This window comes from Stenotrophomonas africana (assembly GCF_013004645.1).
Taxonomy (GTDB): Bacteria; Pseudomonadota; Gammaproteobacteria; order Xanthomonadales; family Xanthomonadaceae; genus Stenotrophomonas; species Stenotrophomonas africana.
In genome coordinates this window covers 74,440-97,264 of the sequence record NZ_JABEME010000001.1, presented here as the reverse complement: position 1 = coordinate 97,264, position 22,825 = coordinate 74,440, and the positions used below count along the sequence as shown (strand labels likewise).

The following is a 22,825-nucleotide window of genomic DNA, read 5'->3' as shown; positions in this document are numbered from 1 at the left end:
TATGGTCAGCGCGAAGCGTGTTGAGTTCATCAGGTGTAACCCAATCCATTTGACTGGTTTCGGTTTCTTGGCCGGATCGCTGCCTGAAACTGGCGAACCCGACTCCCCTGATGGCCGATTCCGAGTGATGAACTCACCGGCTCGGGGGCGCGTTGTCGCGCTCGAACGAGGAACGCTGCGGATCGCCGGCTCCGCCATCAGTAAAGCGGACGGAACCTGGCGTATCGAAGGCCTGCCCGTAAATGTCTACTTCCTTGTGGTCGGCTTTGATGACCAGGGCAACTACAACGCTGCTGCCCAGGACTGGGTGCTACCTGCGGCTATGGACGGCTGATGTCGCCCCCGGGAGGTTTTGTTCGACTCAATCTCGGGCCGCGATTTGGCGGTGTTGGTTCATTCGTCGCGCTGAATCTTGGCGTCAACTGGGACGACAACGCGCCGGAGCCCGTCATAAGGGGAGTGAGGGGGCAAGTCAGCCTCGCTTGGGCAGGTAGTGTGACGGTGCGGCGGGTGACGTCGGCGCAGTGGGCGGAAGCGCAGTTGCTTGCCGTCGCAGCAGCGGACACGTGGAACGCTGCCCTCTCGATTGGAGCCTCCGATTCGTTGCATTGGGGATTGGCGCCTCAGGTTCATGGGGGCATCGGCTTCACCTGGTGCCAAAGCATGGGGTGGATCGCCAGCGATAGGAGGACGGGCTGGGGAGAATTGCCTGTCGCCCGTCGCGGGCTCACGCTTGCCTGGCACCCAGCTCTCTCAGCTATTGGCCGCGCATCTGAGGTGCGCTGGCAGCGGCAGGGTCGTGCGCTTGCATCCCGACACGTTCGATGGCAAGGACAGACTCCGCGCGTCGGTCCTGGGGCGGATCTGAGCTGGTCGAACCCGGTTGGTGCCCGCGTCGCCGCTCTGCTGCCTTGGGAGCCTGCGCGACGGGTTCCATGGGGTGTGCGCCCGGGGCCCGGCCCGGGCCCAGATCCCGACCCCGATCCCACCTTCCCACCTGGGAACCGGGTCGGTCTCAACCTCGGTTGTGCCGTGATTGGCGTGCCCGGTCTGGCTCCCCTGAATCTTGGTATCTCGGCGTGCTATGTGGTGCGCCCCCAACGTAGGACCTACGTCGTGATCAATGAGGTTTCATTTGTGCGGCTTCCTGATCGGACGCCGATCGAACTGGCCCGCGTCTCGCTCAGCGCCGGCCGTTCGGCTTGGGGCTGGACCTTTGACATCGAGCTGGCCGATGCCGATCAGCTGGGACTGCTCAAGCCCACGGCCTCGGGCCCGCGACAGTTCGAGCTGGTGCTGAACGGCTACGTCTGGACGGGCATCATCGAGAGCTTCCAGAAACAGCGCGAGTTTGCTGGGGGCGGTGTGCGTCTGAGTGGGCGATCAAGGACAGCGCTGCTGGCACCGCCTTACGCCCCGGCTCGCGTCAAGGCCACGACGGAAGAGCGCAGCATGGCCCAGCTTGTCGCCGAGGAGTTGGCGGACACGGGCTTTGTCAGTCGGTACGACACGGTTGATTGGTTGGTTCCGCCCGGCGCATGGTTCTATGACGCAAGCACGCCACTGGATGCCATCAGTGCGCTCGCTGGTGCGAGTGGCGGGGTGGTGCAGTCCCATCCCTCCGACCTGGCGCTGGTTGTCCGCGCCAGCTACCCGGCCAGTCCGTGGCTGTGGCGGGAGACAACGCCGGATCACGTGTTGCAGGAAGACATTGTGTTAACCGAAAGCCTGCAGATGCGCAGCGCGCCGCTGTATGACGCGGTGGTGGTCACGGGAGAGCTGGCCGGGAAGGGCGTCACCTGCAAGGTACGCAAGGCCGGGGAAGCGGGCCAGCTCTTCGCGCAACAGGTAAGTAGCCCCTTGATCAGCGTTGCCGCCGCCGCTGCCGAGCGCGGACGCAACATCCTGTGCGATCGCGGTGAACAGGCCGCAGTGGATCTGACCGTGCCTCTTTTCCCGAAGCCGCTGAAGGCAGGGGAGATTGGGGTGATTCTGCCGCTCGACCTGGTGCAGGTGCTGAGTTCTGAAGGGACCTGGCACGGCCAATGCGAGTCGATCCGCATTGAGGTCGTCGTGGATCAACAGGCTGTCGTGATCGAGCAGACAGCGACTCTGGAGAGGCATTTCACCGATGCGGACTGATCTGTGGGATCAATTCGGCGAACTGGTCAGCGGCCGGCCGCGATTGCTGGCAACGGTCACTGCACACAATGCAGATGGCACCAGTAGCCTGACAACCTATGACGGGGCGCAGATGCGTGCCTTTGGTCAGCTGCAGCAGCCCATTCCGTACAACGTCTGGGTCAGTGGCGGTCGACTGCTGGAAGCCGCGCCCAATCTCCCATTGGTAGAAGTAGTCGTCTGAAGAAGCAGGGCGCTGCCCGGATGCCGGCAAGCATCCAGGCAGCGCCGCAACACAGGTGATCTCAGCACCTGGCATTGGCCGTGGCCCTGCCGCCCTCGCGAGAGCGGCGGGATTGTCGGCTCCCCCTATCGCAAATACTGAGAACCCATGCCCAAGCCCATCATCTCCTGGCCGGGCGGCAAGCGCCGCCTACTGAAGCACCTCTATCCGCACTTCCCAATCCATGACTGCTACGTCGAGGCGTTCGCCGGTGGCGCCGCGTCGCTGCTTATGCGGCCGTACCCAGCACAGATGGAAGTGCTCAACGACATCAACGGCGAGCTGGTGTCCCTGTACCGGTGTGTTCGCCACCACCTGGACGAGTTCGTGCGCATGTTCCGCTGGTCGCTGGTGTCGCGCCAGATGTTCGAGTGGGCGCAGATGGAGCGGCCGGAGACCCTGACCGACATCCAGCGCGCCGCCCGCTTCTATTACCTGCAGAAGCTCGCGTTTGGTGGCAAGGTGCAGGGGCAGTCGTTTGGTGTCGTGACTGCCGGCGGTCCACGATTGAATCTGCTGCGCATCGAGGAGGAGCTGAGCGCTGTGCATCTCCGCCTGGCGAATACAGTGATCGAGTGCCTGCCCTGGCAGGAGTGCGTACGGCGCTACGATCGGCCGGGAACGCTGTTCTATCTGGACCCGCCGTATTGGGAGACTGAGGGCTACGGCGTCGACTTCCCCTTCAGCGAGTACGAGGCGATGGCGGAGCTGATGCGCAGTGCTGCTGGCCGGTTCGTCGTGTCGATCAACGATCACCCGCAGATCCGCGAGGTGTTCGCTGGGTTCGATCTGGTGCCGCTGCAGCTCGACTACTCGATCGGCGGCGGGCAGGGCCGGAGGCGTAAGTTCGGTGAGCTGATCATCAAGAGCTGGGATGATCGCCAAGCCGCGCTGCTCTAGGGTTCAGGCAACAGGTTCCAACAGCCCCTCGGCGTTGTTGCGAGGGGTGTTGACCGCTATGTTGATGCGACAAGACTCCAGGCCAGGCGCCTGGCTATATGGCAGCGGAGCCATGGTGTCGTTTCAAACGGATGCTATCCAGTCTCCCTGGCGCGCCTAGGACCCGCATTGTTGGTAGCGTCAATTGGGGCGGGCAGCAACTGCGTTGTTCCGATCAATGGCGGCGGTAGGTGCTGCTATCATCTCTCATATACATAACAGCAGGGATGCAGAAGTGCCTATTACAAGCATACATGTACAGGGGGAGCGCGCAGCGGCGCTTGGATTGCCAGAGCAGAACTTAGTCCGCTTGGGTTCGTACGTTGTATTCGCTGGCAGAAACGGTAGCGGCAAATCGAGATTGCTGCGTTATGTTTTTGAGATCATTAATTTTTCCCGGGATAGTAATGCGGCGGCTTGGCGGAATCAGCTTGCTTCTTTGAACCTGCAGTCGGCGGAATATCGATCTCAAGACGCAGTGCGTTCCAATATTGCGCAGCTAAAGTCATTTTTGGCAGATGTAGATGCTGTGGTTTCGGATGGTGTCTATGGTCGTGCCATAAGGTTTTTACCGTCATCGGGTCATCTGGCGAATCCCGACGATATGGCTAAAAATGCGCTGGAATCCAATGCCTCTTTGCTTGAGAGAACTGACGCAGAATCTTGGGGTTCGAGTGTTTTAGCCTATATCGCTAAGATCCAGGGAGAGTGGAGGGAGGCAACTCACCAACATTCGATGCATGATCAGGTGGCTATTGATCGAGCGGTTGAGCGCTACACCTCCCTGAATGAAGCCGTTGAGCAGTTCTTCGGTGAGTCTTTAGGCAGAGCTCTTGATGGTGGTCTCACAATTTTCGGCAAAAATATTGCGATGGCTGAGTTGTCCTCTGGCCAGAAAGTCGCGCTTCAGCTGATAGCGGCGCTTCATGCTCAAGCTGACTCTCTTGGCCCATCCGTGCTTATCTTGGACGAGCCTGAAAATCATCTTCATCCGGCCGCGCTTGTGCATTTGCTGTCGCGCATTCGAAATACTGCTCCTGACGTCCAAATATGGATAGCAACTCACTCGATACCGCTATTAGCTTATATTAATTCAATTCAACCTAGTGCCATCTGGGGTGTGGTTAACGGGAAGGCTGATTTCGCAGGGAGTAGGGTGGAGGGCGTAATTCGGGAGCTTCTTGGTGATGATGAAAATATTTCTCACCTGACTTCATTTATGAGCCTGCCTTATCATTTGGCGTCCAATAATTACGCATTCCAGTGCTTGCTTCCACCCACTGTCGTGTTTACTGGTGAGGGCGACCCGCAGCTGAAGCAAATCCGTTCATCGCTGAATGACATTAAAGGTAGCGGTGCCCTGCGAATTGTCGATTTTGGGGCGGGGAAAGGACGCTTGGTAGAGGCGCTGAGCTCTGGCATTGAGCAGGATGTGGTTTTCGATTACGTGGCGTTCGACCCTTGTCTTGACGATGAAACTGCGTGTCGGACCGCAATTGAGCGGCTCTACGGGTCGTCGGATAGCCGTTATTTCAATGACGCGGAGGGGCTTGTTACGTCAAAGGGTGAGCGCTGGGCGGATTGCGTTGTAATGACGAATGTGTTGCATGAAATACCTGTTGAGGACTGGTTGAGAGTCTTTTCTCCTAATGGGCTGCTGTCAAGAATAATTAAGGAGGACGGATTCCTGCTGATTGTGGAAGATCAGCAGATTCCAGTTGGAGAAATGGCGCATCAGAATGGTTTCATCATTCTCAACACGAATGAGCTTGCTAGACTCTTTGCTATAACCGAAAGTGATCGCCAGGCCGGGCAATTTCGTGCTGGCTATGAGCGGAATGGGCGACTTACCGCTCACCTAGTTTCCCGTCGATTGTTTGACAGGGTTTCGACGCAGAGTAGACGTTCTGCTCTTGAGGCCGTTAAGGCTCTGGCCGGAGACAGAATTGTTCAGCTGAGGAGCTCGGAAAAGTCGTATCGCAATGGCTTGCTGCATGGTCTTTGGACGCAGCAGCTTGCAAATGCAACCCTGGCTTTGCAGCAGCTGTAATCGTCTTGCGAAGTTAGGTAAACATTTAATACATGTCTGAAAGGGCATTGCACGGCCGGTTGCACCGTGCGCCGGTCAGCATCTAGCCACAGGGATTGCCTGCAAGCTAGTTGTGTAATTCGGCGATAGCATGTGCTGCCGCATCCCCCACGCTGGCCGCGCCTGCCAACCCGATGCACCAAGGCCGGCCGTGCCGCGCCCGAACTTTTGGTTGATCCGGTCCATGGTGGCCATAAGCTTCTCGTTGCCAACGACCGTTGGCCCGAACAGATCCGCCTGAAGCTCATCCGGCCGGGCCAGGTCGAGCAGCGCCACGCCGGCCTTCTTGTATCCAATGCCGTCGCGGAGCAGGCCGCGCAGCAGCTTGCGCACGACGCCCAGCACCACGGTGGTGTCTGCGGTCGACGCGGGCAGGTTCACGGTCCTGCTCGCGTTGTGCTGCCGCAGTTCCGGCCGGAACACGTCGGACTGTGCAAACACCCACACGCCCGCGGTGACCAGGCCCCGGGCGCGCAGCTTCTCGCAGGCGCGTACGGCGAAGGTGGCCAGGGCTTGGGCAACGGCTTCGTGGTCCTCGACTCGATCAGCGAACGATCGGCTGACCATGATCTGCTGTCGGTCCGGCTCCACCTCTTCCAGCTCCATACAGGGGTGCGCCTGTAGCTCGCGCTGGGTGCGCGCCAGGGTCACCCCGAAGGTGGCCAGGATGTCGTCCGCCGGCGCGTCGCGCAGAGCAGCTGCGGTGCTGATTCCCATGGCTTCCAGCCGCGGCGCCAGCCGGCGGCCAACGCCCCACAGATCACCGACGGGGAAGGTCTGCAGCACCGAGGACCTGTAGGTCGCGTCCCCGAGGTCGATCACGCCATCGGCGCTCTTGGCCACCTTATTGGCCAGCTTGGCCAGCGTCTTTGTCGGCCCGATGCCGATGCAGTTGGGTATGCCGGTCCATCGGTGCACGCGCTGCCGCAGATCCCGGGCGAACCGCTGGCGGTCCCGCACACCCTCCAGGTCGATGAAGCTCTCATCGATGCTGTATACCTCCACCCCCGGCGCGGCGTCTCGCAAGATGGTCACGACGCGGGCACTCATGTCGCCGTACAGGCCAAAGTTGGCCGAGCGCATCTGCAAGCCGTGGCGACGCACCAGGTGCTTCAGCTCGTGGGCCGGCTGGCCCATCTTGATGCCCAGGGCCTTGGCCTCGGCCGATCTCGCGATCGCACAGCCATCGTTGTTGCTCAGCACCACCAGCGGCACGCCGCGCAGTGCCGGCTGAAACACGCGCTCGCAGCTGGCGTAGAAGTTGTTCCCGTCAACGAGCCCGAACATAGGGGCCTCGGCGCTTCACCTGACGAACCACGCCCACAACGGCGAACACCTCAACCTCGGTGGGCTGCTCGAGCACGATGGGCGGGAAGTCTGGGTTGGCCGAGTGCAGCTCCATGTGGCTCTCGAACAGCTGCAGCACCTTGCAGGTGGGCTGGTTCCCATCCCAGATGGCGATGACCAGATCACCGGCCAGCGGCGTCACCGACCGGTCCACTACCAGGATGTCCCCATCGCTGACGCCTGCGCCGCTCATGGACCAGCCATCGGCCCGGTACAGGAACGTGGCGGCCGGGTTGCGCACCAGCAGGCGGTGCAGGTCGATCGCTTCATCCATGAAGTCGTCGGCCGGCGAGGGGAAGCCCAGCCGCGCGCGTACTGCGGCCATTGGCACGAACTGCACGGGGCCGTCGATCATTGCCGGACCGAGAGGCAGGGCAAGGGTGGTGGGGTAGGGAAGGGACTGCATGGCGCGTACTCTGAGATTGGCGGGTCTCACCCGCCGCGACGGCGCGGATGTTAGTACAAATACTAACTAGCGGACAGGTAAGGAACCTTCGCGAAAGTGAACTGCTTCCTAGTCGGGTGGCTGAGTGGGTGTCAATTCGATGTAAGATGCAGAAAAATAAGGATATGCGTAGGATTGCAAATCCGTTTACAGCGGTTCGATTCCGCTTGAGGCCTCCAATTGAAAAGCCCTGACTCCGGTCAGGGCTTTTTCTTTTTCTGCTGCCTTGCATGCACGCCACATCAGGCGACCCCGCGCTAGGCTGGGCACCTGTGCATCAGCAACCTCACGGGTGTGGCGCATGCTTATCCGGCAACTCAGCACTGACGACGCCGATGTTCTCTGGCAGGCACGGTTGCAGGCGCTTCACGAGTCACCCGCTGCGTTCCTGTCCACGCTGGCCGAGGCACAGAATGACTCGGCGGACGTGATGCGCGCCCAGCTTGCGGATCCTGGTACGCGCTACTTCGGCACTTTCGTTGACGGCATGCTGGTGGGCTTCCTGCGTTATTTACGCCCGGTGCGGATGGCGCGACGGCATACGGCCGAAGTGCACAGTGTCCACGTCGATGCTGGCCATCGTGGCCAGGGTATCGCCCGCCAGCTTTTTCTCGCGGCGTTCGCGGCTGCGCGCGCGGAAGGCATTGAATCGCTGACCCTCACGGTGCTGGCAGACAACGCTGCCGCGCGCGGGCTGTACGAATCGCTGGGCTTCAGTGCATTTGGCACGGAGCCACGGGCCGTCAAACGCGCGGGCTGCTACACGGATATCGTCTCGTACTGGATCACCCTGCAGTGACGGTGAAACATTGCCGCAGGCGCGGTCATGTTTCCGTGGCAGGATGGGCCTGGACACATGACTATTCCACGAAGACTGGGCAATGCACGTTCAGGTATCCCGCTGGCAAAGCGTAGCGCCGGATCACCGTCAGCAGGCGGTGGATCTGCTGCGCCAGGCATTCCCGGACATGCAGGGCGACGGTTACGCTGTTCCGGCGCCGGTCGCTCTGGTCCTGGCGTTGCAAGGCGATCACGTGGTCGCTCACCTTGCACTGTACGAGCGCGACGTCTTGCTGGACGGCGAGCCGGAACGCATAGGCTTGATCGGCGGGGTGGTGGTGCATGCTGACGTTCGCAGGAAGGGCGTCGCGTCACGCTTGATCGAAGCTGCGCACGCCGAGCTGCGCCAGCGCGGGATCGATTTCGCTGTGTTGTTCGCCCTGGATCAGCGGCACTACGCCTCGGCCGGATATTCACCGATGCAGAACGCGACCTGCTTCATCGAAGACGGTCACGCGCGCCGTTTCGTCTATCGAGGTGGCATGGTGGCCGCGCTGGGAGAGCGCGGCTGGACCACCGCCGTGCTCGATCTGCAGGGCGAAACGGTCTAGGCCGCCAGGCAGAAGCGCCCGTGGGCGTCTCCGCGCGGAAGTTGCGCCCGACCGGCTGGCTCACGCCCAGGTAGTGGCGGAACAGGTAGATCAGCGGTTTCCAGTGCGAAGACAATGACCTGATGTTGCTGCTGCCATCGTCGTTCAGCGTGGTCATCAGCCGCACCGGCGTGCCCGGGTACAGGACCGAGGGAGGATGCGGCGGCGGTGGATAGGAGCGGTTTTCATGTCAGGTCTTGCGCTGTCGGGCTCCGCAACGCTGGTCGGCGAGGCGACGCTGGACAGCTTCGGGAAGAACGATTGGCTTCGGCGGAATCAGGGCCGCCGCGAACTGCGGCTGACGCCGCTGGGCACGGCGTTGTGGGAGCGGTTCGGGCGGGTGGCCTGAGGGTTCGACCAGTCTCATTCGCCCACGACATGGCAAGGCGCTATGGTCGAGTTCCAAGTCTTAGGGAGCTGCAATGGCGAGCAAGGACATGAACGATCGCGGCACGCTGGCGGTACGCCAGCAATGAACAAATCTTCTGTGGAAGTACGCTGGCTGACGTTCCGGCTGATGAACGGCCAATCGATCGGACCGGATCGACTGAAGGACGGATGGGTGATTGCTTCGGAAACCCGCCACTGCGGCGTGCGCCGTGAGTCCATCGAAGGTGCAGGGACGGTCTACGCGCTGTATGGTCCGGCCAACCTGGCCTCACCGCGGCGCGCGGAGATGCGCATGCGCGAATTCCTGATGAGCTCCGGCTACACCTTCACCATGGGCACGCTGGGCGGCTGACGCCGCCCTTTGGGGTTACCGGCGCAAGGTCAGCGCATGGGGAAGGCAGCAGATGCTGCGCGGGTTCCTGCATCGTAAGCGTTGGCAGCGTGGCGGACGCCCCACGGTACGCGATGGACTCAACGTTGCACTGTCTTCAAGGCGGCTATTACCTGCGCTCCGGAGAAGCCACAGTGTCCTTCGCCCACCGGCGGCAGTACGCGTGGTTGCGGGCGCGCGCCGGCTCGTGCAGCCATCTGCGGATATACCGCCTGCATGTGCGGCACGATGGTCGGGTCGTTGTGATTGAACTGGATCACCAGCGGTCGCTTCAGTGCACCGGTGATTGCCAGCGAGTTGCGGACATGCGCCTGCGCCGCAGGAACAGCGCTGACACGCTGCACGCCGGCATTGAACGCGGTGTCATCGCCAAAGCCGCTGTAGACCACGCCGATGTTGCCCATCGGCATGCCGCCGCTCCGTGCAGCCAGTTCATGCAGGACCAGCGCGTGCAGGCTGATCGTGCCGGCCAGTGCATCAGCGGAGACCTGCAGCCGCCGTGCCAGCACTGCGGCGTGCGACGGATCACGTTGCAGTGCATTGGCGATGCCCTGGTACAACTCGCCCTGCGGCAGCGCCGCCGCTTCGCGCGATAGCAGGCCGGTGGGCGGCAGCCCATCGGCCTTGGGGAAGAAGTAATCGAACGCGACCAGCGTGGTCAGCAGATCGGTCGCGATCTGTTCGCCACTGAGATTGGCGCCGCACAGCGATACACCGCCGGTGTAGTGCTGCGGGAAGCGTTCGAGGCTGCCGATGGTCACGGCACCGCCCATCGAGAATCCCAGCATCCAGGTGTGGCGGACATGCTTGAGTTCACCCACTGCCTGCTGGCGCAGGCGTTCCGTATCGGTGATCGCATCGGCCACCGCCCAGCCCTGGCTGGCATAGGCGCTCTGGGCGACGGCGTAACCTGCTGCCAGCAGTGGTGCGGTGCTGTCATTGGCCGCCATGGGGGCGGTGCGCGGCACGCCGACCGGTTCATAGCCATGGGCCAGCATTACCAGGTCGCCGTTCCAGTCGGCAGGCACATCCAGCCGCCACGGTGCGCCCTGCAGCTCGCCGCTGAGCGTACGCACTGCTGGCGGCGGTGCAGCCAGCGATGTCATCCAGGGCAGCAGGCAGAGGGCAAGTGCGCATCGAAGCAAGGGTCGCATCGGGGTCATTCCATGCGGGAATGGCGCCGAGCATAGATCTCTGCACCACCTTGCGCGCGCTGCACTGCCGCAGGGCATTGCCGGTCGGCAGTGCCGCGCTCTACGCTGGCGGAATGGCCATGCACAGCAGCGCGTCGATTATCCGTATTCCCCACGGGAAGGCGGGGTAGCGCGCGGTCATCACGGCCAAGCAACCCGCCCGGGAAGGCGGGTTGCATACAGCGCTCTCCCGGGTAATGGAATCCACCAAGGAGAACGCAGATGCACAACCTTTCATCGAACGACCCTGCGCCGACCCTGCACCTGGTGTGCGGCAAGATCGGTGCCGGAAAATCCACCCTGTCGCAGCAGTTGGCGTTGAAGCCTCGCCACGTACTGATCAGCGAAGATGCCTGGTTGGCGGCACTGTATCCGGGCGAGATCCATTCCATTGCCGACTATCTGCAGCGTGCAGCCACGTTGCGCAATGTGCTGGCCGATCATCTGCGTGCATTGCTGCAGGCGGGTGTTTCGGTGGTGCTCGATTTTCCATTCAATACGCCAGCCAGCCGCGCGTGGGCACGTGAAGTGTTCTCGCCGGCTGGCGCTGCACATCAACTGCATTTCCTCGATGTTGCCGACGAGGTTTGCAAGGCGCGGCTGCGCGCGCGCAATGCACTTGGCGAGCATCCGTTCCAGGCCAGCGACGAGGAGTTCGCACAGATCACCCGCCACTTCGTTGCACCGGCCGCGGAAGAGGGTTTCGTGGTGATGCGCTACACCGAGGCAGGCCCGGCATAGCGCGGTCAGTTCAGTCGACGAAGGCCGGCTTGCCCTCGGTTGCGGTCTGCACCAGCGTCCTGCGGAAGGTCTCGACCAGCGGGCGCAGGTTGACGCGGTGCCAGGCCGCCCACAGCGGTGTGCGGTAGCTGAACCACGGCAGCTCGCGCAGCACCACACCCTCTGGTGCCTGGTGGTCCAGGCTGCGCTGGAGGGTGGTCAGTCCCAGCCCCGCGGCGACCAGACCGAGCGCGGCCAGCGGCTCGGTCGCCTCCATGGCGATGGTCGGGGTGAAACCGGCCTTCGCACAGGCGGCGATGAAGGTGTCATGGCGCAGCGCGCTTTCCTTGTGCATCACGCCGATCCACTGCTGGCTGGCCAGATCCTCGGGCGTGATGGTCTCTGCAGTGGCCAATGGGTGGCCGGCCGGCAGCGCCAGCAGCATCGGATCGTTCAGCACCTGCGTGGCTTCCAGGTCTGGATCGTCGAACGCGGGTGGTTCGCAGACCAGGGCGATGTCCAGGCTGCGTTGGCGCAGGCCTTCCAGCTGCACGTCCGACTGCTGGTTGTACAGCGCGATGTGTACGGCAGGACGGTCGCCGCGCAGTTCGCGCAGGGCGGTCGGCAATACGCCGGAGTGCATCGCGTACTCCAGATAGCCGATGCACAGGCCACCTTCATCGCCGCGGCCGAGCCGGCGTGCCAGCGATTCCAGCCGGTTGGCGTGGGTCAGCAGGGCGCGCGCCTCGGCCAGGAAGGTGCGGCCATCGGCGGTCAGCCGGATGCGCTGCTGCGAGCGTTCGAACAACTGCAGTTCCAGCCGTTCCTCCAGCTGGGCGATCTGCCGGCTGAGCGGGGATTGGGAGATGTGAAGGCGTTCGGCGGCGCGGCCAACGTGCTCATCTTCGGCGACGGCCACGAAATAGCGCAGTTGGCGGAGATCGAGCATAAGACCGTACGGGACTCAAGATTGAGAAATTATGTCTTGGACAGTCTTATCGGGCAAGCCTAGCCTGTGTCCCAACCTCAACAACCTCCGCAAGGGGAACCCCATGAGCATCAACACACTGCTGGCTGGCAAGACCCTGGGCTTCGGTACCGCGCCGCTGGGCAACATGTTCCGTGACATCCCGGAAACCGAGGCCCAGGCCACGGTGGACGCGGCCTGGGAACAGGGCACCCGCTACTTCGATACCGCCCCGTTCTACGGCGCCGGCCTGGCCGAGATCCGGCTCGGAGAAGCACTGGCCAAGCGCAACCGCGACGACTTCGTGCTCAGCACCAAGGTCGGCCGCCTGATCCTGGACGAAGTGGAAGACACCAGCGCCCGCGATCTTGGCGAGAAGGGCGGCCTGTTCGTCGCCGGCCGCCCCAACAAGCTGGTCAACGACTACTCGGCCGATGCCACCCTGCGCTCGATCGATGACAGCCTCAAGCGCCTGAAGACCGATCGTCTCGATATCGTCTGGGTGCACGACATCGCCCAGGACTTCTACGGCGATGAGTGGCTGTCGTACTTCGAGACCGCACGCCGCGGCGCCTTCAAGGTGCTGGCCCGCCTGCGCGAGGAAGGCGTGATCAAGGCCTGGGGCCTGGGCGTCAACCGTGTCGAGCCGATCGAGCTGACCCTGGATCTGGACGAAGCCCGTCCGGACGGCTTCCTGCTGGCCGGCCGCTACTCGCTGCTCGACCACGAGCGTGCGCTGCAGCGGGTGATGCCGAAGGCGGCCGAACGCAACACCGGCATCGTGGTCGGCGGTCCGTACAGCTCCGGCGTGCTGGCCGGTGGCAGCCACTTCGAGTACCAGAAGGCGTCGCCGGAGATCCTGGCCAAGGTCGAGCGCATCAAGGCCATCGCGGCCGAGTACGGCATCAGCATCAAGGCGGCCGCCCTGCAGTTCTCGCTGGCCAACCCGGCAGTGGCTGCGGTCATTCCGGGCGCCAGCCGTCCCGAGCGCATCGCCGAAGACTACGCCGCACTGAAGGAAATCATCCCGGCCGGGTTCTGGCAGGAACTGCGCGCCCAGCGCCTGGTCGCGGCCAACGCCCCGCTGCCGATCGACAACATCTGAGTCACGAAGGAGACATTCCCATGGCAACTGCTTCTGTATCCATCACCGTGCCGACCCCGGCCGACCAGGTCTGGGACCTCATCGGCGGCTTCGATTCACTGCCCGACTGGCTTCCGTACATTCCCCAGAGCACGCTCAGCGATGGCGGTCGCGTGCGCCATCTGGCCAATCCCGACGGCGATGCCATCGTCGAGCGCCTGGAAGCCTTCGACCAGGCCAATCGCAGCTACACCTACTCGATCCTGCAGGCGCCGTTCCCGGTTACCGGCTATCGCTCCACGCTGCGTGTGGTCGAGCAGGGCGGCGGTTCGCGGATCGACTGGTCCGGTGAGTTCACTCCGATGGGCATCAGCAACGAAGAAGCGTCCGCGCTGTTCGAGGGCATCTACCGCGATGGCCTGAAGGCATTGGAAACCACGCTGGCCGGGTGAATACCCGCGTGGCGTTGGCCGCATGCAGACGCCCCGGCCGGTCCGGGGCGTTTGCGTGTCAGTGTGCGGGCGTCGGCCCACCGCAGGCGACGCGATGCATGGGAAAGTCCATTGCCTGCTTCGGATTGTCCTGCGCGATCTCGATGCGTGCATGCGCGCGCTGATCGTCGAGGCGCCGATAGTGGATACGCTGTGGGAAGTCGTTGGCGGGATTCTCGAACACGGCTTCATTGCCATCGACCCGGGTGGCGTTGAAGTCCGTGGCGTTCTCGCCAGAGGGCAGGGCGGTCAGCACCAGGCGGCCGTCGTCATGCTGGCGCAGCTGCATGAACTCGAAGCCCACGGTACGGCCGTCACGCAGGCTGCGGCTGCTGCCGAACAGGGTGTTTCCAGCCAGGCTGGACCATTGCTCGCCGGCTCCGGTCGGCTGGCCATCAAGCTGCCAGCAACCGGCCAGCCAGGCCAGGTGTTCGATCTTTGATGGTGAGGCGGACAGTGCGTGCGGGGCCGCGAGCAGCAGCGGCAACAGGGCCAGAGCGATGCGGAGCGACATCGGTGCCTCCATGCGTGGAAATGTGCGGCCTGTATAGCGCCCGGGCGATCACGCGGCCAGTGCCGTCCTTTCCAGTGTTGATTCCGATACGATCTGTCGCATTGAGCTTGTCTCGCTTGACCCGGAGTTCCGTCATGGTCGACCGCCTCGCCATCCTGCTTGAACGTTTTGCGGTCACCGCCTCGGTATTCCATGCGGGTGCGCTATGCGGCATCAACACGCTGGACGGCGAGGACGAGGCCGGCCAGCTGCATCTGGTGCGGCGCGGGCCGTTGCAGGTCAGCCACGGGCAACAGACCGTGCAGGTCCAAGTACCGAGTCTGCTGCTGTATCCGCGGCCGATGCCGCATCGCTTCAGTACCGACCCGCAGCAGGGCGCCGACATGGCCTGCGCCAATCTGCATTTCGAGGGCGGCCGGCTCAATCCGATCAGCGCTGCACTGCCTGATTTCATCTGCCTGCCGCTGGCCGATCTGTATGGCGGCAACGCGGCGCTGGAACTGCTGTTCGAAGAGGCGTTCGAGCAGCGCTGCGGGCGGGCGGCGATGGTCAACCGGCTGTTCGAGGTGGTGATGATCCAGGTGCTGCGCCAGCTGATGGAAGGCGGCGAGATGCGTGGCGGCCTGTTCGCCGGGCTGGGTCATCCGAGGTTGCGGCTGGCATTGGTGGCGATGCATGAAGCGCCCGCACGGTCCTGGACCCTGGAAGACCTGGCCGAGGTTGCCGGCATGTCACGCAGCGTGTTCGCCGCCAGCTTCCGCGAGGCGATGGGCACCACGCCGGGCCAGTACCTGCAGGGTTGGCGGGTCGGGCTCGCGCAGCAGGCCCTGCGACAGGGACGGCCGCTGAAGCGGATCGCCGATGATGTGGGCTATGGCAGCGAAGCGGCGCTGTCGCGTGCGTTCAAGTCGCACACCGGGCAGTCGCCGCGGGAATGGCGCGGGCAGGTACGGGTCAGCGCCGCCTGACCGGTCAGCCCAGCACCAGCCGGGCCAGCTTCATGCCACCGAACAGACCGGCCAGGCCCAGCGCCACCGAGCCACCGGCATACAGTGCCGCCAGCCCATGCTGGCCACGCTGCAGCAGCAGGCCGATCTCCAGCGCGTAGGTGGAAAACGTGGTGTAGCCGCCGAGGATGCCGGTGGCCAGCAACAGGCGCAGCTGCGGCGAGGCGCCATTGCGCATGGCGAAGACCTCGACCACCACGCCCATCAGCAGCGTACCGCTGATGTTGATCAGGAAGGTCGACCAGGGCCAGGGACTGCCGACCGCCACCCGCGCGCCGATCAGGTTGCAGGCGTGGCGCAGGCAGGCGCCGATGCCGCCGCCGACGAAGACCAGGAAATAATTGTTCAATGCTTGCATGGCGTGCCTCGAATGCGGGTTCGCAGGGTCAATGGCGAACGCCGAGGGCAGGCACGACCTGCCGTCGACGAACACCGGGTTCGTCCTGGCAGGAGCCATCAGCCTTCTCAGGCGGTTATCGGGGGAGCCCCATCCCCATCGCGGTCCATGCTACCAGCGGCGGTGCATTCACGTCATCGAGGTCGTCAGAACGCGAGCCACCTTGCTGCGGCTGAAGCCGTCCATCAGCAGTTCGAACGCGAGCAGATCCAGCGCCGCATGGCGGCGATGGTCGATCTCCAGCCCGTTCTCGGCCACCAGATGGCTGACCAGCTCGTAGGCGTCCTGCCAGACATCCAGATGGGCCTGGCTGGGGATGTAGGCGCTGCCAGGTTCGCCGACGCCGAGCCCGCTCACTCCGTACAGAAGTTCGCGCGCGTCCATCTTGGCCGCATCGGCGATACGGAACAGCTGTTCGGCCTTCACATGCGAAGCGCTCACATGGTCGTTGAGCCAGTTGCTGATGGTTGCCGTCGTTGATTTGGCGGCGCGGGCCAGAGCGGCCGGGCGTGGGTGCCCGGCTTTCTTCATGGCGATAGCGAGTCGTTGGCCGAGAGTATTCATCTATGCAAGCCAGCTTAACGCGTGGAATGCGAAGAAGCCTTGTCACAAGAATAAGGTTGGTTAACAGATGGACCGACCGTGACCGAATTCTGGAGCAAACGGCAGGTGCGCACCCGGCTGGGATTCCGCACCGACGCCGAACTGGCCCGCTTCTTTGGCATCAGCCGTTCTGCAGTGTCGCAATGGCCGAGGGACTTTCCGATTCCGGCCCTGCGGCAGTACATCCTGCATCAGCGCTATCCGAACCTGTTCCCCACGACAGAGGCGTCGACGGGCGAATCCATCTGACTTGCGCCGCCTTTTGTCGCATCTAGCACGCTAAGCGTATTTTGCTAAGTATGCTTAGCAAAATAGGCAAAATCGATCGATCTGAAGGGCGCAATCGGTGCCATCTACTGGGCGAGTCGGTCCATGGTTCCCGCTACCTGTCGGCTTCACCCCATCCGGGGGAACCAGGTCCCCGTATGTAGTTTCGTGAACGATTAATAATTTCAATCACGAAAGTCGCTGCATGTAATTGACCTGTCGTGAAATCTATGACTAATTGGCATCAACCGGGTGTGAAGCCTGGGAGTCTTTCAGTAGCACGCAAGTGAGTCGGTAGACCGTCAACGATGCAGAACAAGTCCAACGGAGGTCGTATGGAATACGGCATGCATGGCTTGGCTGAACGGGTACGCCGCGAACTGGAAGCCAGTTATCACAAACACGGATGCGGTCCGGCGTTCTGGGATACCTACCAGCAGGTGCTGGACCGCCTGGTCCCGCAGGGGACCGAGCGTACCGAAGTCACCAATGAAATGGCGCTGATCATCGAGCAGTTGGGCATCGTGCGACGTGCGCAGCTGGTTCCGCCGCACGCCAGCGGGTCGCGTTGATTCAGAGCAGGCGCCAGAGGCCGCAGGCAAGCAGCGCCAACAGCATCGACAACAGGGCCAGGGTTCGTGGTCGCCACCAGCGCCGCGGTTGTCCGGCCATCGCCTGCGGACTGCAGTAACGCACCAGCCCCGGACCGAAGCCGGCCCGGTGCTGTTGTTGTGCGCAGGCTTCCAGGCAGGCGCCGCAGGCAAGGCAATCGGCCTGCGGCCCCTGGCGGATGTCCAGCTGCATTGGGCAGGCGCTGACACACGCAGCGCAGTCGGTGCAGTCACCGAGACGATCGGCGCTGAAGGTCGGCGTCGGTCCGGCCAGCAGCGGATGCGCAGCGCGGAACACGTAGTCCTGCGCAGTTGTTGGATCGAGCAGGCCACGACCGCGACCGAGCACGCCGCCCAGACCGGACGGACGCGGTCCGCGTGGCTCGCCGCGGCGGGCGTCATACAGCATGCGTGGCGTATGCGGATCGGTCAGCAATGGCTGCACGCGTGCGAACGGGCACAACGAACGGCAGACCTGCTCGCGCAGGAACCCGGCGTTTCCCCAGGTGGCAGCGGCGTAGAACAGCACCCAGAAGGTCTCCCAGCCGCTCCAGCCAGCGTTGGGCGCAGCGACCACCAGTTCGGCGATGGGGCTGAACAGACCGACGAAGGTGATCCCGGTCCATAGCGACAACAGCCCCCAGGCCAGCTGGGTGGCCGGGCGCGCAGCCGAGGCGGGAAGCCACCGGGACGCGGCACGGGCGACCCCGTCGAAGGCCCGGCGCCACAGGGTCTGCGGGCAGGCGTGGCCGCACCAGATGCGCCCGGCGACGTGGGTGAGCAGCGCAAGGCCCACCGCAAGCGCCGCCAGCAGTCCGATCAGCACACCGACGTCGCTGGGCCACAACGTCCAGCCGAACAGGTCGAAGCGCCGGGCATTGATGTCCAGCAGCAACGCCTGGCGCCCGTCCCAGCGTAACCACGGCAGCGCGTAGAACAGGGCCAGCAGAACAGCGTGGAAGGTGCCGCGCCAATGCAAGGGGCGCGGTGTCGTTGTGCAGGGTGTGCTCATCCCAGCGGCAGCTCCTCGTCGTCGTCGCTCGGCATCGGTCGTTGCAGGTACCAGGTGACCGCGCTGGACAGCGCCGTTACCGTCCAGAACATGAAGAAGCCTGCGGTATAGCCCAGCTCACGGCTGATGGTGGTGTCCGGGAAGCTGATCGCCTGCAGGCGCAACGGATCGACGAAGGCGAAGAACACCACGCTGGCCACGCCGGCGGCGATGAAGCTGGGCCAGAGGATGGCGCCCCACTGCTGGATCAGCCGCTGGCGGCGGTTGGAAAAAGGTCTGTTCATGCTGTCCCGGATCGAAAAGTGGGCGGCGCGTATACTCCGCCAGGGCTGGCGCAGCATCCGCAGGGCATGCTTCCTGCAAGCGTGCCAGCCTAGGTGCAGCGGACTGCACCGACATTGATCTGGATCAACGGCGCTGCCGCCTGGGTGCGGCACATTGCCGGCACGCTTTGGATACCCCGATGAACGCACTACCGCCGCCCGTCCCCCCTGTCGCCTCGCCCGAGCTGTGCACCGAGCAGGAAGTGACCCGCCTGGTCCACGATTTCTATGCCCGTGTGCGTGAGGAAGAGCGGCTGGGACCGGTGTTCGAGGCACACGTGCATGACTGGCCGGACCACCTGGCGCAGCTGGTCGACTTCTGGTCGGCGATGCTGCGCGGCACCCGCCGTTTCAAGGGCTCGCCGATGTCCAAGCACATGGCCATCGAACTGGACAAAGACCTGTTCGATCGCTGGCTGGTGCTGTTCCGGATCACCACCGCCGAATGCAACAACCCACCGATGCAGGAGCTGGCCAACGACGTGGCCGCGCGCATCGGTGACACGTTCTGGAAACGCTACCAGATGCTGCGCTGGCCGCAGGTCGGCCTGCCGGTGCTGGGGATCCCCGGCAAGGATTGATCTGGGTCAAGGCGGCGCGGGCCGCCCGGCGCGATGCTGGCGGCATGGACACGTTCTCTCCCGCCGCCGGTGGCCTGGCCTGGACCTTCGACCCCGACCTTCTGCGCCGGCACGACCGACCGGGCCCACGCTACACCTCGTACCCGACCGCGCCGCATTTCCATGATGGCTTCGACGCGCCGGCACTGCGCCAGGCGATCGCCGACAGCAACCAGCTGGCCCGCGCGCTGTCGCTGTACGTGCATGTGCCGTTCTGCTCCAGCCCGTGCTTCTACTGCGGCTGCAACCGGGTGATCACCCGCGATCGCGGTCGTGGCCACAGCTACGTCTCGCGCGTGCTGGCCGAGGCCGATCTGCTGGCGCCGCAGTTCGAGGATGGTCGCGAGGTGATCCAGCTGCATCTGGGCGGTGGTACGCCGAACTTTCTTGATGCCGAGGCGATGACCACGCTGGTGGAAGGGCTGCGCCGGCGTTTCGATTTCAGCGATTCGCCACAGCGCGATTTCTCGATCGAACTCGATCCGCGCTTCATCGATACCCGCGACGTTGCCATGCTGGCGCGACTGGGCTTCAACCGGGCCAGCCTGGGCGTGCAGGATTTCGACCCGCAGGTGCAGGAATCGATCAACCGCGTACAGGGCGTGCAGCAGACGCTGGACATCCTGCGCGCCTGCCGCGACAGCGGCATGCGTTCAGTCAACGTCGACCTGATCTATGGCCTGCCGGGACAGAGCCTGGAAGGATTCGGCCGCACCCTCGAACGGGTGCTGGCGCTGCGCCCGGATCGCCTGGCGGTGTATGGCTATGCGCATCTGCCGCACCTGTTCCGCGCGCAGAAACAGATCGACGAAAGCCGTTTGCCTTCGCCCGAAGAAAAGCTGGCATTGCTGGGTCTGGCGGTGGAGAAGCTCTCTGCCGCAGGCTATCAGTACATCGGCATGGATCACTTTGCACTGCCGGAAGAGGATCTGTCGCGCGCACAGCGCGCCGGCCAGCTGCATCGCAACTTCATGGGCTATACCACCCACGCCGATACCGATCTGCTTGGCCTGGGCGTGAGTGCGATCAGCCACATCGGTGCCACCTACAGCCAGAATCCGCGCGACCTGCCGGCGTGGGAGGATGCGGTGGACCAGGGCCAGCTGCCGGTCTGGCGCGGCGTGGCGCTGAGTGCCGACGACCAGCTGCGCGCGGAACTGATCCAGCAGTTGATGTGCCAGGGCGAGGTGGATGGCGCCCTGTTGGGGCGGCGCCATGGCATCGATTTCGCGCAGTACTTCGCCGAGGACCTGCATTCGGTACAGCGGCTGCAGGAAGACGGACTGGCCGAGTACCGCGATGGCGTGGTGCGTGCCAGCGAACCTGGACGACCGTTGCTGCGGTTGCTGGCGATGTGCTTCGACCCGTATCTGCGTGCCGCGCACGAGCAACCGCGTTACTCGCGGGCGATCTGAGAGGGGTGCTGCGTGCGTATGGTGCCCGGAGCCGGAATCGAACCGGCATGGGGTTGCCCCCGGCGGATTTTAAGTCCGCACAGAATTCATTGTGCCACAAGGGTTTCAGGGTGATTTCCGCTCCGCAATGCACGTAATCCTGATGGCTTGAAAGCCTTGGCGCACAAGCGCCCCAATTCCATTGCGGAGCGGAATTTCAGCGCGTCGGCGTGGACTTGTGACCGCGGCGCTTGCGGGTGTAATGCTCGGTCATCGACACCGTCGTGTGCCCCAACTGCTGCTGCGCCTTGCGAATGTCGCCCGAAGATTCGGCCTTGTCTGTCGCGGCCTTCGCACGCAGATCGCGGAACTGCACACCCTCGATGCCGGCGGCCGCGCAGGCCTTCGCCCAGCGCCTGGACATGCCGTCCACGCTCACGGCATCGCCGCGCTCGCTGACGATCAGCAGGGTGTTGCGCACGGCATGGCCAGCCTTGCGCGCGCGTAGGCGCTCCAGCAGCGCCGCCAGCTCGCCCTCGACGGCGATGCGCAGCTTGGCCTTGGTCTTCCCCTGGCGGATGTTGATCACCCCGTCTCGCACGTCCATTTCTGTCAGCGACAGCACGTCTGCCGGCCGCTGGCCGATCAGGTAGGCCAGGTCCATGGCGTCCTGCACCACCACGTCGGCAGCGTCGCGGATTGCCTTGTACTGGTCATCCTCGATGTAGACGTCCCGGCCGGTCTCCTTGAACCCCTTGATGCCGGCGCATGGGTTGGGCAGGGCGGTGTAGCCCTTGTCGCGCGCGAAGTTCCATAGGTGGGACAGCAGCGCCTTCTCGCGGTTGGCGCGCACCATGCCCTTGCCGCTGGCCGTGCGCCAGGTGAGGTACTGGCGGACCGTGATGGGCTTGATCGAGTCGAGCGGCGCCGGCGGGTCGTCGAAGTACTCCAGCAGCTTGGCCAGTTCGTGCCCGTTGTCCAGCTGTGTGCGCGGCGCCTTGTGGATGATGACCTCCTTTCGGTAGGCATCGCTCACCTGCCGGAAGGTGATGACGGCCACGGCCTGCGCCTCGCGCGTGCCTTCCAGCTCGGCCCACTTCTTCACCGCCAGCGCATAATTGCTGCCCAGCGGGATCTCGACACGCGGCTTGCCGCCCTTGTCGTAGTAGTAGAACACCATGCCCGACTTCTGCTTGCGCTGGCGCAGCCGGGGGATTGCCCCCGGCTTCTTCGGCTTCCTACCCATCGTCATGCCACCTTGTTCGATCGCCACTCGGCGACAGCGACGGCCTTCTCGGTTGCCGCATCCGCGCCGCCTTCCAGGGTGGCCCACAGCACACGCGGCCAACCATCCAGCCCCTTGTAGTGGGGAATCCCGTTCAGCACCAGAAACTCCTGCTGGCGGTCCTTGTACGGCGTGCCGCACAGTTCCCGCATCGACTCCCGGGACAGGCACAGTGCGCCTGCACTCGGGTTGGCCTGCTTCTTCGTGGCCATGTTGTCCTCCTTCAGTTCGTGGCCAGCGCAGCGCGGAGCTGCTCGTCTGGATCCGGGTAGCAGTCCATGTAGGCGCCGATCACTTCCGCGGCGACTTGCGGGACGATGGCGTTGCCGTAGGCGCGCAGGCGTCCCACTCGGGCCGGAACCCCATGAGCCAGCAGACGAATGCAGGGTTCAAAGCGCCGGGCTTTTCCGTCGTGGCCGATGAGCCAGTGGGCGCCAGCCCAAGCGTGGTTGCTGCCATCAGCGATAGCGCTGTTCCGCCCTGCGCATACGGTTTCGTGCGCATCCCGGTGTCGTCGGCTACCGGTGTATTCCAGAGGTGCAACAAGTGCGCCCGGATCGACACCAACCCCGCCGAGTTGCCGGCCTCGTTGTTCCCGTTCTTCGCTGGCGCCAGCGACGTCGGCGTGGCCCACAGTGCCGCTGCTGTCACCGCTGCCAGGTCGGGGCCATGATTCCGCGCCGCCTCCCTGATCGCACCCTCCGTTGATCGCACGCCTTTGTCGGCGAGCGAGGCGGTCGGCGTCGGCCACAGGCCCGCAATGCGGGGATCGTCCAGCGGTGCCGACACATTCACCACTACCGTGGTCAGCGACTCCTGCGAACCCTTCGTGTCCCCGCGCCGGCGCTGATAGCCCAGCCGTGCTTCGTGCGCCATCGGCGTGGGCCACAAACCAGAGTCGA

Annotated in this window: 29 protein-coding genes and 1 riboswitch; of the genes, 17 read left to right on the top strand and 12 right to left on the bottom strand. The window is 63.9% G+C overall.

Annotation, left to right across the window (positions count from 1 at the left end):
- The first annotated feature begins 1 nt into the window (after position 1).
- From HLA98_RS00645 to HLA98_RS00625, 5 genes are all read left to right on the top strand, one after another.
- On the top strand, positions 2–334 hold the full coding sequence (locus tag HLA98_RS00645; protein WP_057500310.1) for a hypothetical protein: 333 nt from the start codon (positions 2–4) through the stop codon (positions 332–334).
- A gap of 782 nt (positions 335–1,116) precedes the next feature.
- On the top strand, positions 1,117–2,142 hold the full coding sequence (locus tag HLA98_RS21150) for a hypothetical protein (RefSeq protein WP_232015559.1): 1,026 nt from the start codon (positions 1,117–1,119) through the stop codon (positions 2,140–2,142).
- Positions 2,132–2,365 (top strand): hypothetical protein, encoded by a 234-nt coding sequence (locus HLA98_RS00635; RefSeq protein ID WP_043402219.1) that lies wholly within the window; start codon positions 2,132–2,134, stop codon positions 2,363–2,365. The genes HLA98_RS21150 and HLA98_RS00635 overlap by 11 nt, the downstream gene beginning before the upstream one ends.
- A gap of 147 nt (positions 2,366–2,512) precedes the next feature.
- Positions 2,513–3,304, top strand: a complete 792-nt coding sequence (locus HLA98_RS00630; protein WP_057500312.1) for a DNA adenine methylase — start codon at positions 2,513–2,515, stop codon at positions 3,302–3,304.
- A 217-nt stretch (positions 3,305–3,521) separates the two neighbouring features.
- On the top strand, positions 3,522–5,393 hold the full coding sequence (locus tag HLA98_RS00625; RefSeq protein ID WP_080392870.1) for an AAA family ATPase: 1,872 nt from the start codon (positions 3,522–3,524) through the stop codon (positions 5,391–5,393).
- Between the two features lie 75 nt (positions 5,394–5,468).
- Here the strand turns inward: HLA98_RS00625 and HLA98_RS00620 are convergent, their stop codons facing one another.
- Positions 5,469–6,719: a Y-family DNA polymerase gene (locus HLA98_RS00620; protein WP_057500315.1), complete on the bottom strand. Its 1,251-nt coding sequence runs from the start codon at positions 6,717–6,719 to the stop codon at positions 5,469–5,471.
- Complete coding sequence (locus HLA98_RS00615; protein WP_232015558.1) at positions 6,703–7,134, bottom strand: LexA family protein; 432 nt, start codon at positions 7,132–7,134, stop codon at positions 6,703–6,705. The genes HLA98_RS00620 and HLA98_RS00615 overlap by 17 nt, the downstream gene beginning before the upstream one ends.
- 391 nt (positions 7,135–7,525) lie before the next feature.
- On the opposite strand from HLA98_RS00615, the gene HLA98_RS00610 reads away from it, so the two are divergent.
- The 4 genes from HLA98_RS00610 to HLA98_RS00595 all read left to right on the top strand — a co-directional run bounded on the left by HLA98_RS00610 (position 7,526) and on the right by HLA98_RS00595 (position 9,396).
- Complete coding sequence (locus tag HLA98_RS00610) at positions 7,526–8,023, top strand: GNAT family N-acetyltransferase (RefSeq protein WP_057499586.1); 498 nt, start codon at positions 7,526–7,528, stop codon at positions 8,021–8,023.
- 82 nt (positions 8,024–8,105) lie between these two features.
- The gene (locus tag HLA98_RS00605) at positions 8,106–8,615 is read left to right on the top strand and encodes a GNAT family N-acetyltransferase (protein ID WP_057499515.1); all 510 of its coding nucleotides are present in this window, start codon (positions 8,106–8,108) and stop codon (positions 8,613–8,615) included.
- 226 nt (positions 8,616–8,841) lie between these two features.
- Positions 8,842–9,003: a hypothetical protein gene (locus tag HLA98_RS00600; RefSeq protein WP_232015557.1), complete on the top strand. Its 162-nt coding sequence runs from the start codon at positions 8,842–8,844 to the stop codon at positions 9,001–9,003.
- A gap of 123 nt (positions 9,004–9,126) precedes the next feature.
- The gene (locus HLA98_RS00595; RefSeq protein ID WP_049447515.1) at positions 9,127–9,396 is read left to right on the top strand and encodes a hypothetical protein; all 270 of its coding nucleotides are present in this window, start codon (positions 9,127–9,129) and stop codon (positions 9,394–9,396) included.
- Positions 9,397–9,515: 119 nt separating this feature from the next.
- On the opposite strand, the gene HLA98_RS00590 is transcribed toward HLA98_RS00595, so the two are convergent.
- Positions 9,516–10,589: an alpha/beta hydrolase family protein gene (locus HLA98_RS00590; protein WP_057499517.1), complete on the bottom strand. Its 1,074-nt coding sequence runs from the start codon at positions 10,587–10,589 to the stop codon at positions 9,516–9,518.
- Positions 10,590–10,850: 261 nt separating this feature from the next.
- Between HLA98_RS00590 and HLA98_RS00585 the strand changes: the two genes are divergently transcribed.
- Positions 10,851–11,369 carry a P-loop nucleotide/nucleoside kinase family protein gene (locus tag HLA98_RS00585; RefSeq protein WP_057499518.1) on the top strand — a complete coding sequence of 173 codons (519 nt, stop codon included), beginning with the start codon at positions 10,851–10,853 and terminating at the stop codon, positions 11,367–11,369.
- 10 nt (positions 11,370–11,379) lie between these two features.
- On the opposite strand, the gene HLA98_RS00580 is transcribed toward HLA98_RS00585, so the two are convergent.
- Positions 11,380–12,297, bottom strand: a complete 918-nt coding sequence (locus HLA98_RS00580) for a LysR family transcriptional regulator (RefSeq protein ID WP_057499519.1) — start codon at positions 12,295–12,297, stop codon at positions 11,380–11,382.
- A 103-nt stretch (positions 12,298–12,400) separates the two neighbouring features.
- Here HLA98_RS00580 and HLA98_RS00575 point away from each other — a divergent pair, with 103 nt between their 5' ends.
- Together HLA98_RS00575 and HLA98_RS00570 are read left to right on the top strand one after the other, a co-directional pair.
- Entirely contained in the window at positions 12,401–13,420 is a 1,020-nt protein-coding gene (locus HLA98_RS00575; protein WP_057499520.1) for an aldo/keto reductase, read from the top strand.
- A gap of 20 nt (positions 13,421–13,440) precedes the next feature.
- Entirely contained in the window at positions 13,441–13,851 is a 411-nt protein-coding gene (locus HLA98_RS00570; protein WP_057499521.1) for an SRPBCC family protein, read from the top strand.
- Positions 13,852–13,909: 58 nt separating this feature from the next.
- Here HLA98_RS00570 and HLA98_RS00565 read toward each other — a convergent pair whose 3' ends face one another.
- Positions 13,910–14,404: a DUF6265 family protein gene (locus HLA98_RS00565; RefSeq protein ID WP_057499522.1), complete on the bottom strand. Its 495-nt coding sequence runs from the start codon at positions 14,402–14,404 to the stop codon at positions 13,910–13,912.
- Positions 14,405–14,538: 134 nt separating this feature from the next.
- Between HLA98_RS00565 and HLA98_RS00560 the strand changes: the two genes are divergently transcribed.
- On the top strand, positions 14,539–15,372 hold the full coding sequence (locus HLA98_RS00560) for an AraC family transcriptional regulator (protein ID WP_049447509.1): 834 nt from the start codon (positions 14,539–14,541) through the stop codon (positions 15,370–15,372).
- 4 nt (positions 15,373–15,376) lie between these two features.
- Here the strand turns inward: HLA98_RS00560 and crcB are convergent, their stop codons facing one another.
- Positions 15,377–15,769, bottom strand: coding sequence for a fluoride efflux transporter CrcB (crcB, locus tag HLA98_RS00555; RefSeq protein WP_057499523.1), 393 nt, complete (start codon positions 15,767–15,769; stop codon positions 15,377–15,379).
- Between the two features lie 82 nt (positions 15,770–15,851).
- Positions 15,852–15,915: riboswitch (Fluoride riboswitch) on the bottom strand.
- 22 nt (positions 15,916–15,937) lie between these two features.
- Positions 15,938–16,339 carry an XRE family transcriptional regulator gene (locus HLA98_RS00550; RefSeq protein WP_049447507.1) on the bottom strand — a complete coding sequence of 134 codons (402 nt, stop codon included), beginning with the start codon at positions 16,337–16,339 and terminating at the stop codon, positions 15,938–15,940.
- Between the two features lie 111 nt (positions 16,340–16,450).
- Here HLA98_RS00550 and HLA98_RS00545 point away from each other — a divergent pair, with 111 nt between their 5' ends.
- Positions 16,451–16,660, top strand: coding sequence for a helix-turn-helix domain-containing protein (locus HLA98_RS00545; RefSeq protein ID WP_049447506.1), 210 nt, complete (start codon positions 16,451–16,453; stop codon positions 16,658–16,660).
- A 353-nt stretch (positions 16,661–17,013) separates the two neighbouring features.
- Positions 17,014–17,250 carry a hypothetical protein gene (locus HLA98_RS00540; protein WP_032128931.1) on the top strand — a complete coding sequence of 79 codons (237 nt, stop codon included), beginning with the start codon at positions 17,014–17,016 and terminating at the stop codon, positions 17,248–17,250.
- Between the two features lies 1 nt (position 17,251).
- Here the strand turns inward: HLA98_RS00540 and HLA98_RS00535 are convergent, their stop codons facing one another.
- Both HLA98_RS00535 and HLA98_RS00530 read right to left on the bottom strand, forming a co-directional pair.
- Entirely contained in the window at positions 17,252–18,301 is a 1,050-nt protein-coding gene (locus tag HLA98_RS00535; RefSeq protein ID WP_057499524.1) for a 4Fe-4S dicluster domain-containing protein, read from the bottom strand.
- Positions 18,298–18,585: a hypothetical protein gene (locus HLA98_RS00530; protein WP_057499587.1), complete on the bottom strand. Its 288-nt coding sequence runs from the start codon at positions 18,583–18,585 to the stop codon at positions 18,298–18,300. The genes HLA98_RS00535 and HLA98_RS00530 overlap by 4 nt, the downstream gene beginning before the upstream one ends.
- Positions 18,586–18,764: 179 nt before the next feature.
- Here HLA98_RS00530 and HLA98_RS00525 point away from each other — a divergent pair, with 179 nt between their 5' ends.
- Entirely contained in the window at positions 18,765–19,205 is a 441-nt protein-coding gene (locus tag HLA98_RS00525) for a group III truncated hemoglobin (RefSeq protein WP_057499525.1), read from the top strand.
- 44 nt (positions 19,206–19,249) lie between these two features.
- Complete coding sequence (gene hemN / locus HLA98_RS00520; RefSeq protein ID WP_057499588.1) at positions 19,250–20,659, top strand: oxygen-independent coproporphyrinogen III oxidase; 1,410 nt, start codon at positions 19,250–19,252, stop codon at positions 20,657–20,659.
- Between the two features lie 196 nt (positions 20,660–20,855).
- Here hemN and HLA98_RS00515 read toward each other — a convergent pair whose 3' ends face one another.
- The 3 genes from HLA98_RS00515 to HLA98_RS21145 all read right to left on the bottom strand — a co-directional run bounded on the left by HLA98_RS00515 (position 20,856) and on the right by HLA98_RS21145 (position 22,799).
- Positions 20,856–21,884: a tyrosine-type recombinase/integrase gene (locus tag HLA98_RS00515; RefSeq protein ID WP_057499526.1), complete on the bottom strand. Its 1,029-nt coding sequence runs from the start codon at positions 21,882–21,884 to the stop codon at positions 20,856–20,858.
- Between the two features lie 2 nt (positions 21,885–21,886).
- Positions 21,887–22,135 (bottom strand): DUF4224 domain-containing protein, encoded by a 249-nt coding sequence (locus HLA98_RS00510; RefSeq protein WP_057499527.1) that lies wholly within the window; start codon positions 22,133–22,135, stop codon positions 21,887–21,889.
- Between the two features lie 79 nt (positions 22,136–22,214).
- Positions 22,215–22,799 (bottom strand): hypothetical protein, encoded by a 585-nt coding sequence (locus HLA98_RS21145; protein ID WP_232015556.1) that lies wholly within the window; start codon positions 22,797–22,799, stop codon positions 22,215–22,217.
- Positions 22,800–22,825 lie beyond the last annotated feature (26 nt).

Coding starts and splice junctions, on each gene's coding strand:
- HLA98_RS00575 (WP_057499520.1), top strand. CDS start 12,401: ATGAGCATCAACACACTGCTGGCTGGCAAGACCCTGGGCTTCGGTACC.
- HLA98_RS00585 (WP_057499518.1), top strand. CDS start 10,851: ATGCACAACCTTTCATCGAACGACCCTGCGCCGACCCTGCACCTGGTG.
- HLA98_RS00530 (WP_057499587.1), bottom strand. CDS start 18,585: ATGAACAGACCTTTTTCCAACCGCCGCCAGCGGCTGATCCAGCAGTGG.
- HLA98_RS00540 (WP_032128931.1), top strand. CDS start 17,014: ATGGAATACGGCATGCATGGCTTGGCTGAACGGGTACGCCGCGAACTG.
- HLA98_RS00565 (WP_057499522.1), bottom strand. CDS start 14,404: ATGTCGCTCCGCATCGCTCTGGCCCTGTTGCCGCTGCTGCTCGCGGCC.
- HLA98_RS00605 (WP_057499515.1), top strand. CDS start 8,106: ATGCACGTTCAGGTATCCCGCTGGCAAAGCGTAGCGCCGGATCACCGT.
- HLA98_RS00625 (WP_080392870.1), top strand. CDS start 3,522: ATGGCGGCGGTAGGTGCTGCTATCATCTCTCATATACATAACAGCAGG.
- HLA98_RS00560 (WP_049447509.1), top strand. CDS start 14,539: ATGGTCGACCGCCTCGCCATCCTGCTTGAACGTTTTGCGGTCACCGCC.
- HLA98_RS21145 (WP_232015556.1), bottom strand. CDS start 22,799: ATGGCGCACGAAGCACGGCTGGGCTATCAGCGCCGGCGCGGGGACACG.
- HLA98_RS00590 (WP_057499517.1), bottom strand. CDS start 10,589: ATGCGACCCTTGCTTCGATGCGCACTTGCCCTCTGCCTGCTGCCCTGG.
- HLA98_RS00525 (WP_057499525.1), top strand. CDS start 18,765: ATGAACGCACTACCGCCGCCCGTCCCCCCTGTCGCCTCGCCCGAGCTG.
- crcB (WP_057499523.1), bottom strand. CDS start 15,769: ATGCAAGCATTGAACAATTATTTCCTGGTCTTCGTCGGCGGCGGCATC.
- HLA98_RS00515 (WP_057499526.1), bottom strand. CDS start 21,884: ATGGGTAGGAAGCCGAAGAAGCCGGGGGCAATCCCCCGGCTGCGCCAG.
- HLA98_RS00630 (WP_057500312.1), top strand. CDS start 2,513: ATGCCCAAGCCCATCATCTCCTGGCCGGGCGGCAAGCGCCGCCTACTG.
- HLA98_RS00570 (WP_057499521.1), top strand. CDS start 13,441: ATGGCAACTGCTTCTGTATCCATCACCGTGCCGACCCCGGCCGACCAG.
- HLA98_RS00580 (WP_057499519.1), bottom strand. CDS start 12,297: ATGCTCGATCTCCGCCAACTGCGCTATTTCGTGGCCGTCGCCGAAGAT.
- HLA98_RS00550 (WP_049447507.1), bottom strand. CDS start 16,339: ATGAAGAAAGCCGGGCACCCACGCCCGGCCGCTCTGGCCCGCGCCGCC.
- HLA98_RS00620 (WP_057500315.1), bottom strand. CDS start 6,719: ATGTTCGGGCTCGTTGACGGGAACAACTTCTACGCCAGCTGCGAGCGC.
- HLA98_RS00510 (WP_057499527.1), bottom strand. CDS start 22,135: ATGGCCACGAAGAAGCAGGCCAACCCGAGTGCAGGCGCACTGTGCCTG.
- HLA98_RS00645 (WP_057500310.1), top strand. CDS start 2: ATGGTCAGCGCGAAGCGTGTTGAGTTCATCAGGTGTAACCCAATCCAT.
- HLA98_RS00615 (WP_232015558.1), bottom strand. CDS start 7,134: ATGATCGACGGCCCCGTGCAGTTCGTGCCAATGGCCGCAGTACGCGCG.
- HLA98_RS00535 (WP_057499524.1), bottom strand. CDS start 18,301: ATGAGCACACCCTGCACAACGACACCGCGCCCCTTGCATTGGCGCGGC.
- HLA98_RS00600 (WP_232015557.1), top strand. CDS start 8,842: ATGTCAGGTCTTGCGCTGTCGGGCTCCGCAACGCTGGTCGGCGAGGCG.
- hemN (WP_057499588.1), top strand. CDS start 19,250: ATGGACACGTTCTCTCCCGCCGCCGGTGGCCTGGCCTGGACCTTCGAC.
- HLA98_RS00595 (WP_049447515.1), top strand. CDS start 9,127: ATGAACAAATCTTCTGTGGAAGTACGCTGGCTGACGTTCCGGCTGATG.
- HLA98_RS00635 (WP_043402219.1), top strand. CDS start 2,132: ATGCGGACTGATCTGTGGGATCAATTCGGCGAACTGGTCAGCGGCCGG.
- HLA98_RS00610 (WP_057499586.1), top strand. CDS start 7,526: ATGCTTATCCGGCAACTCAGCACTGACGACGCCGATGTTCTCTGGCAG.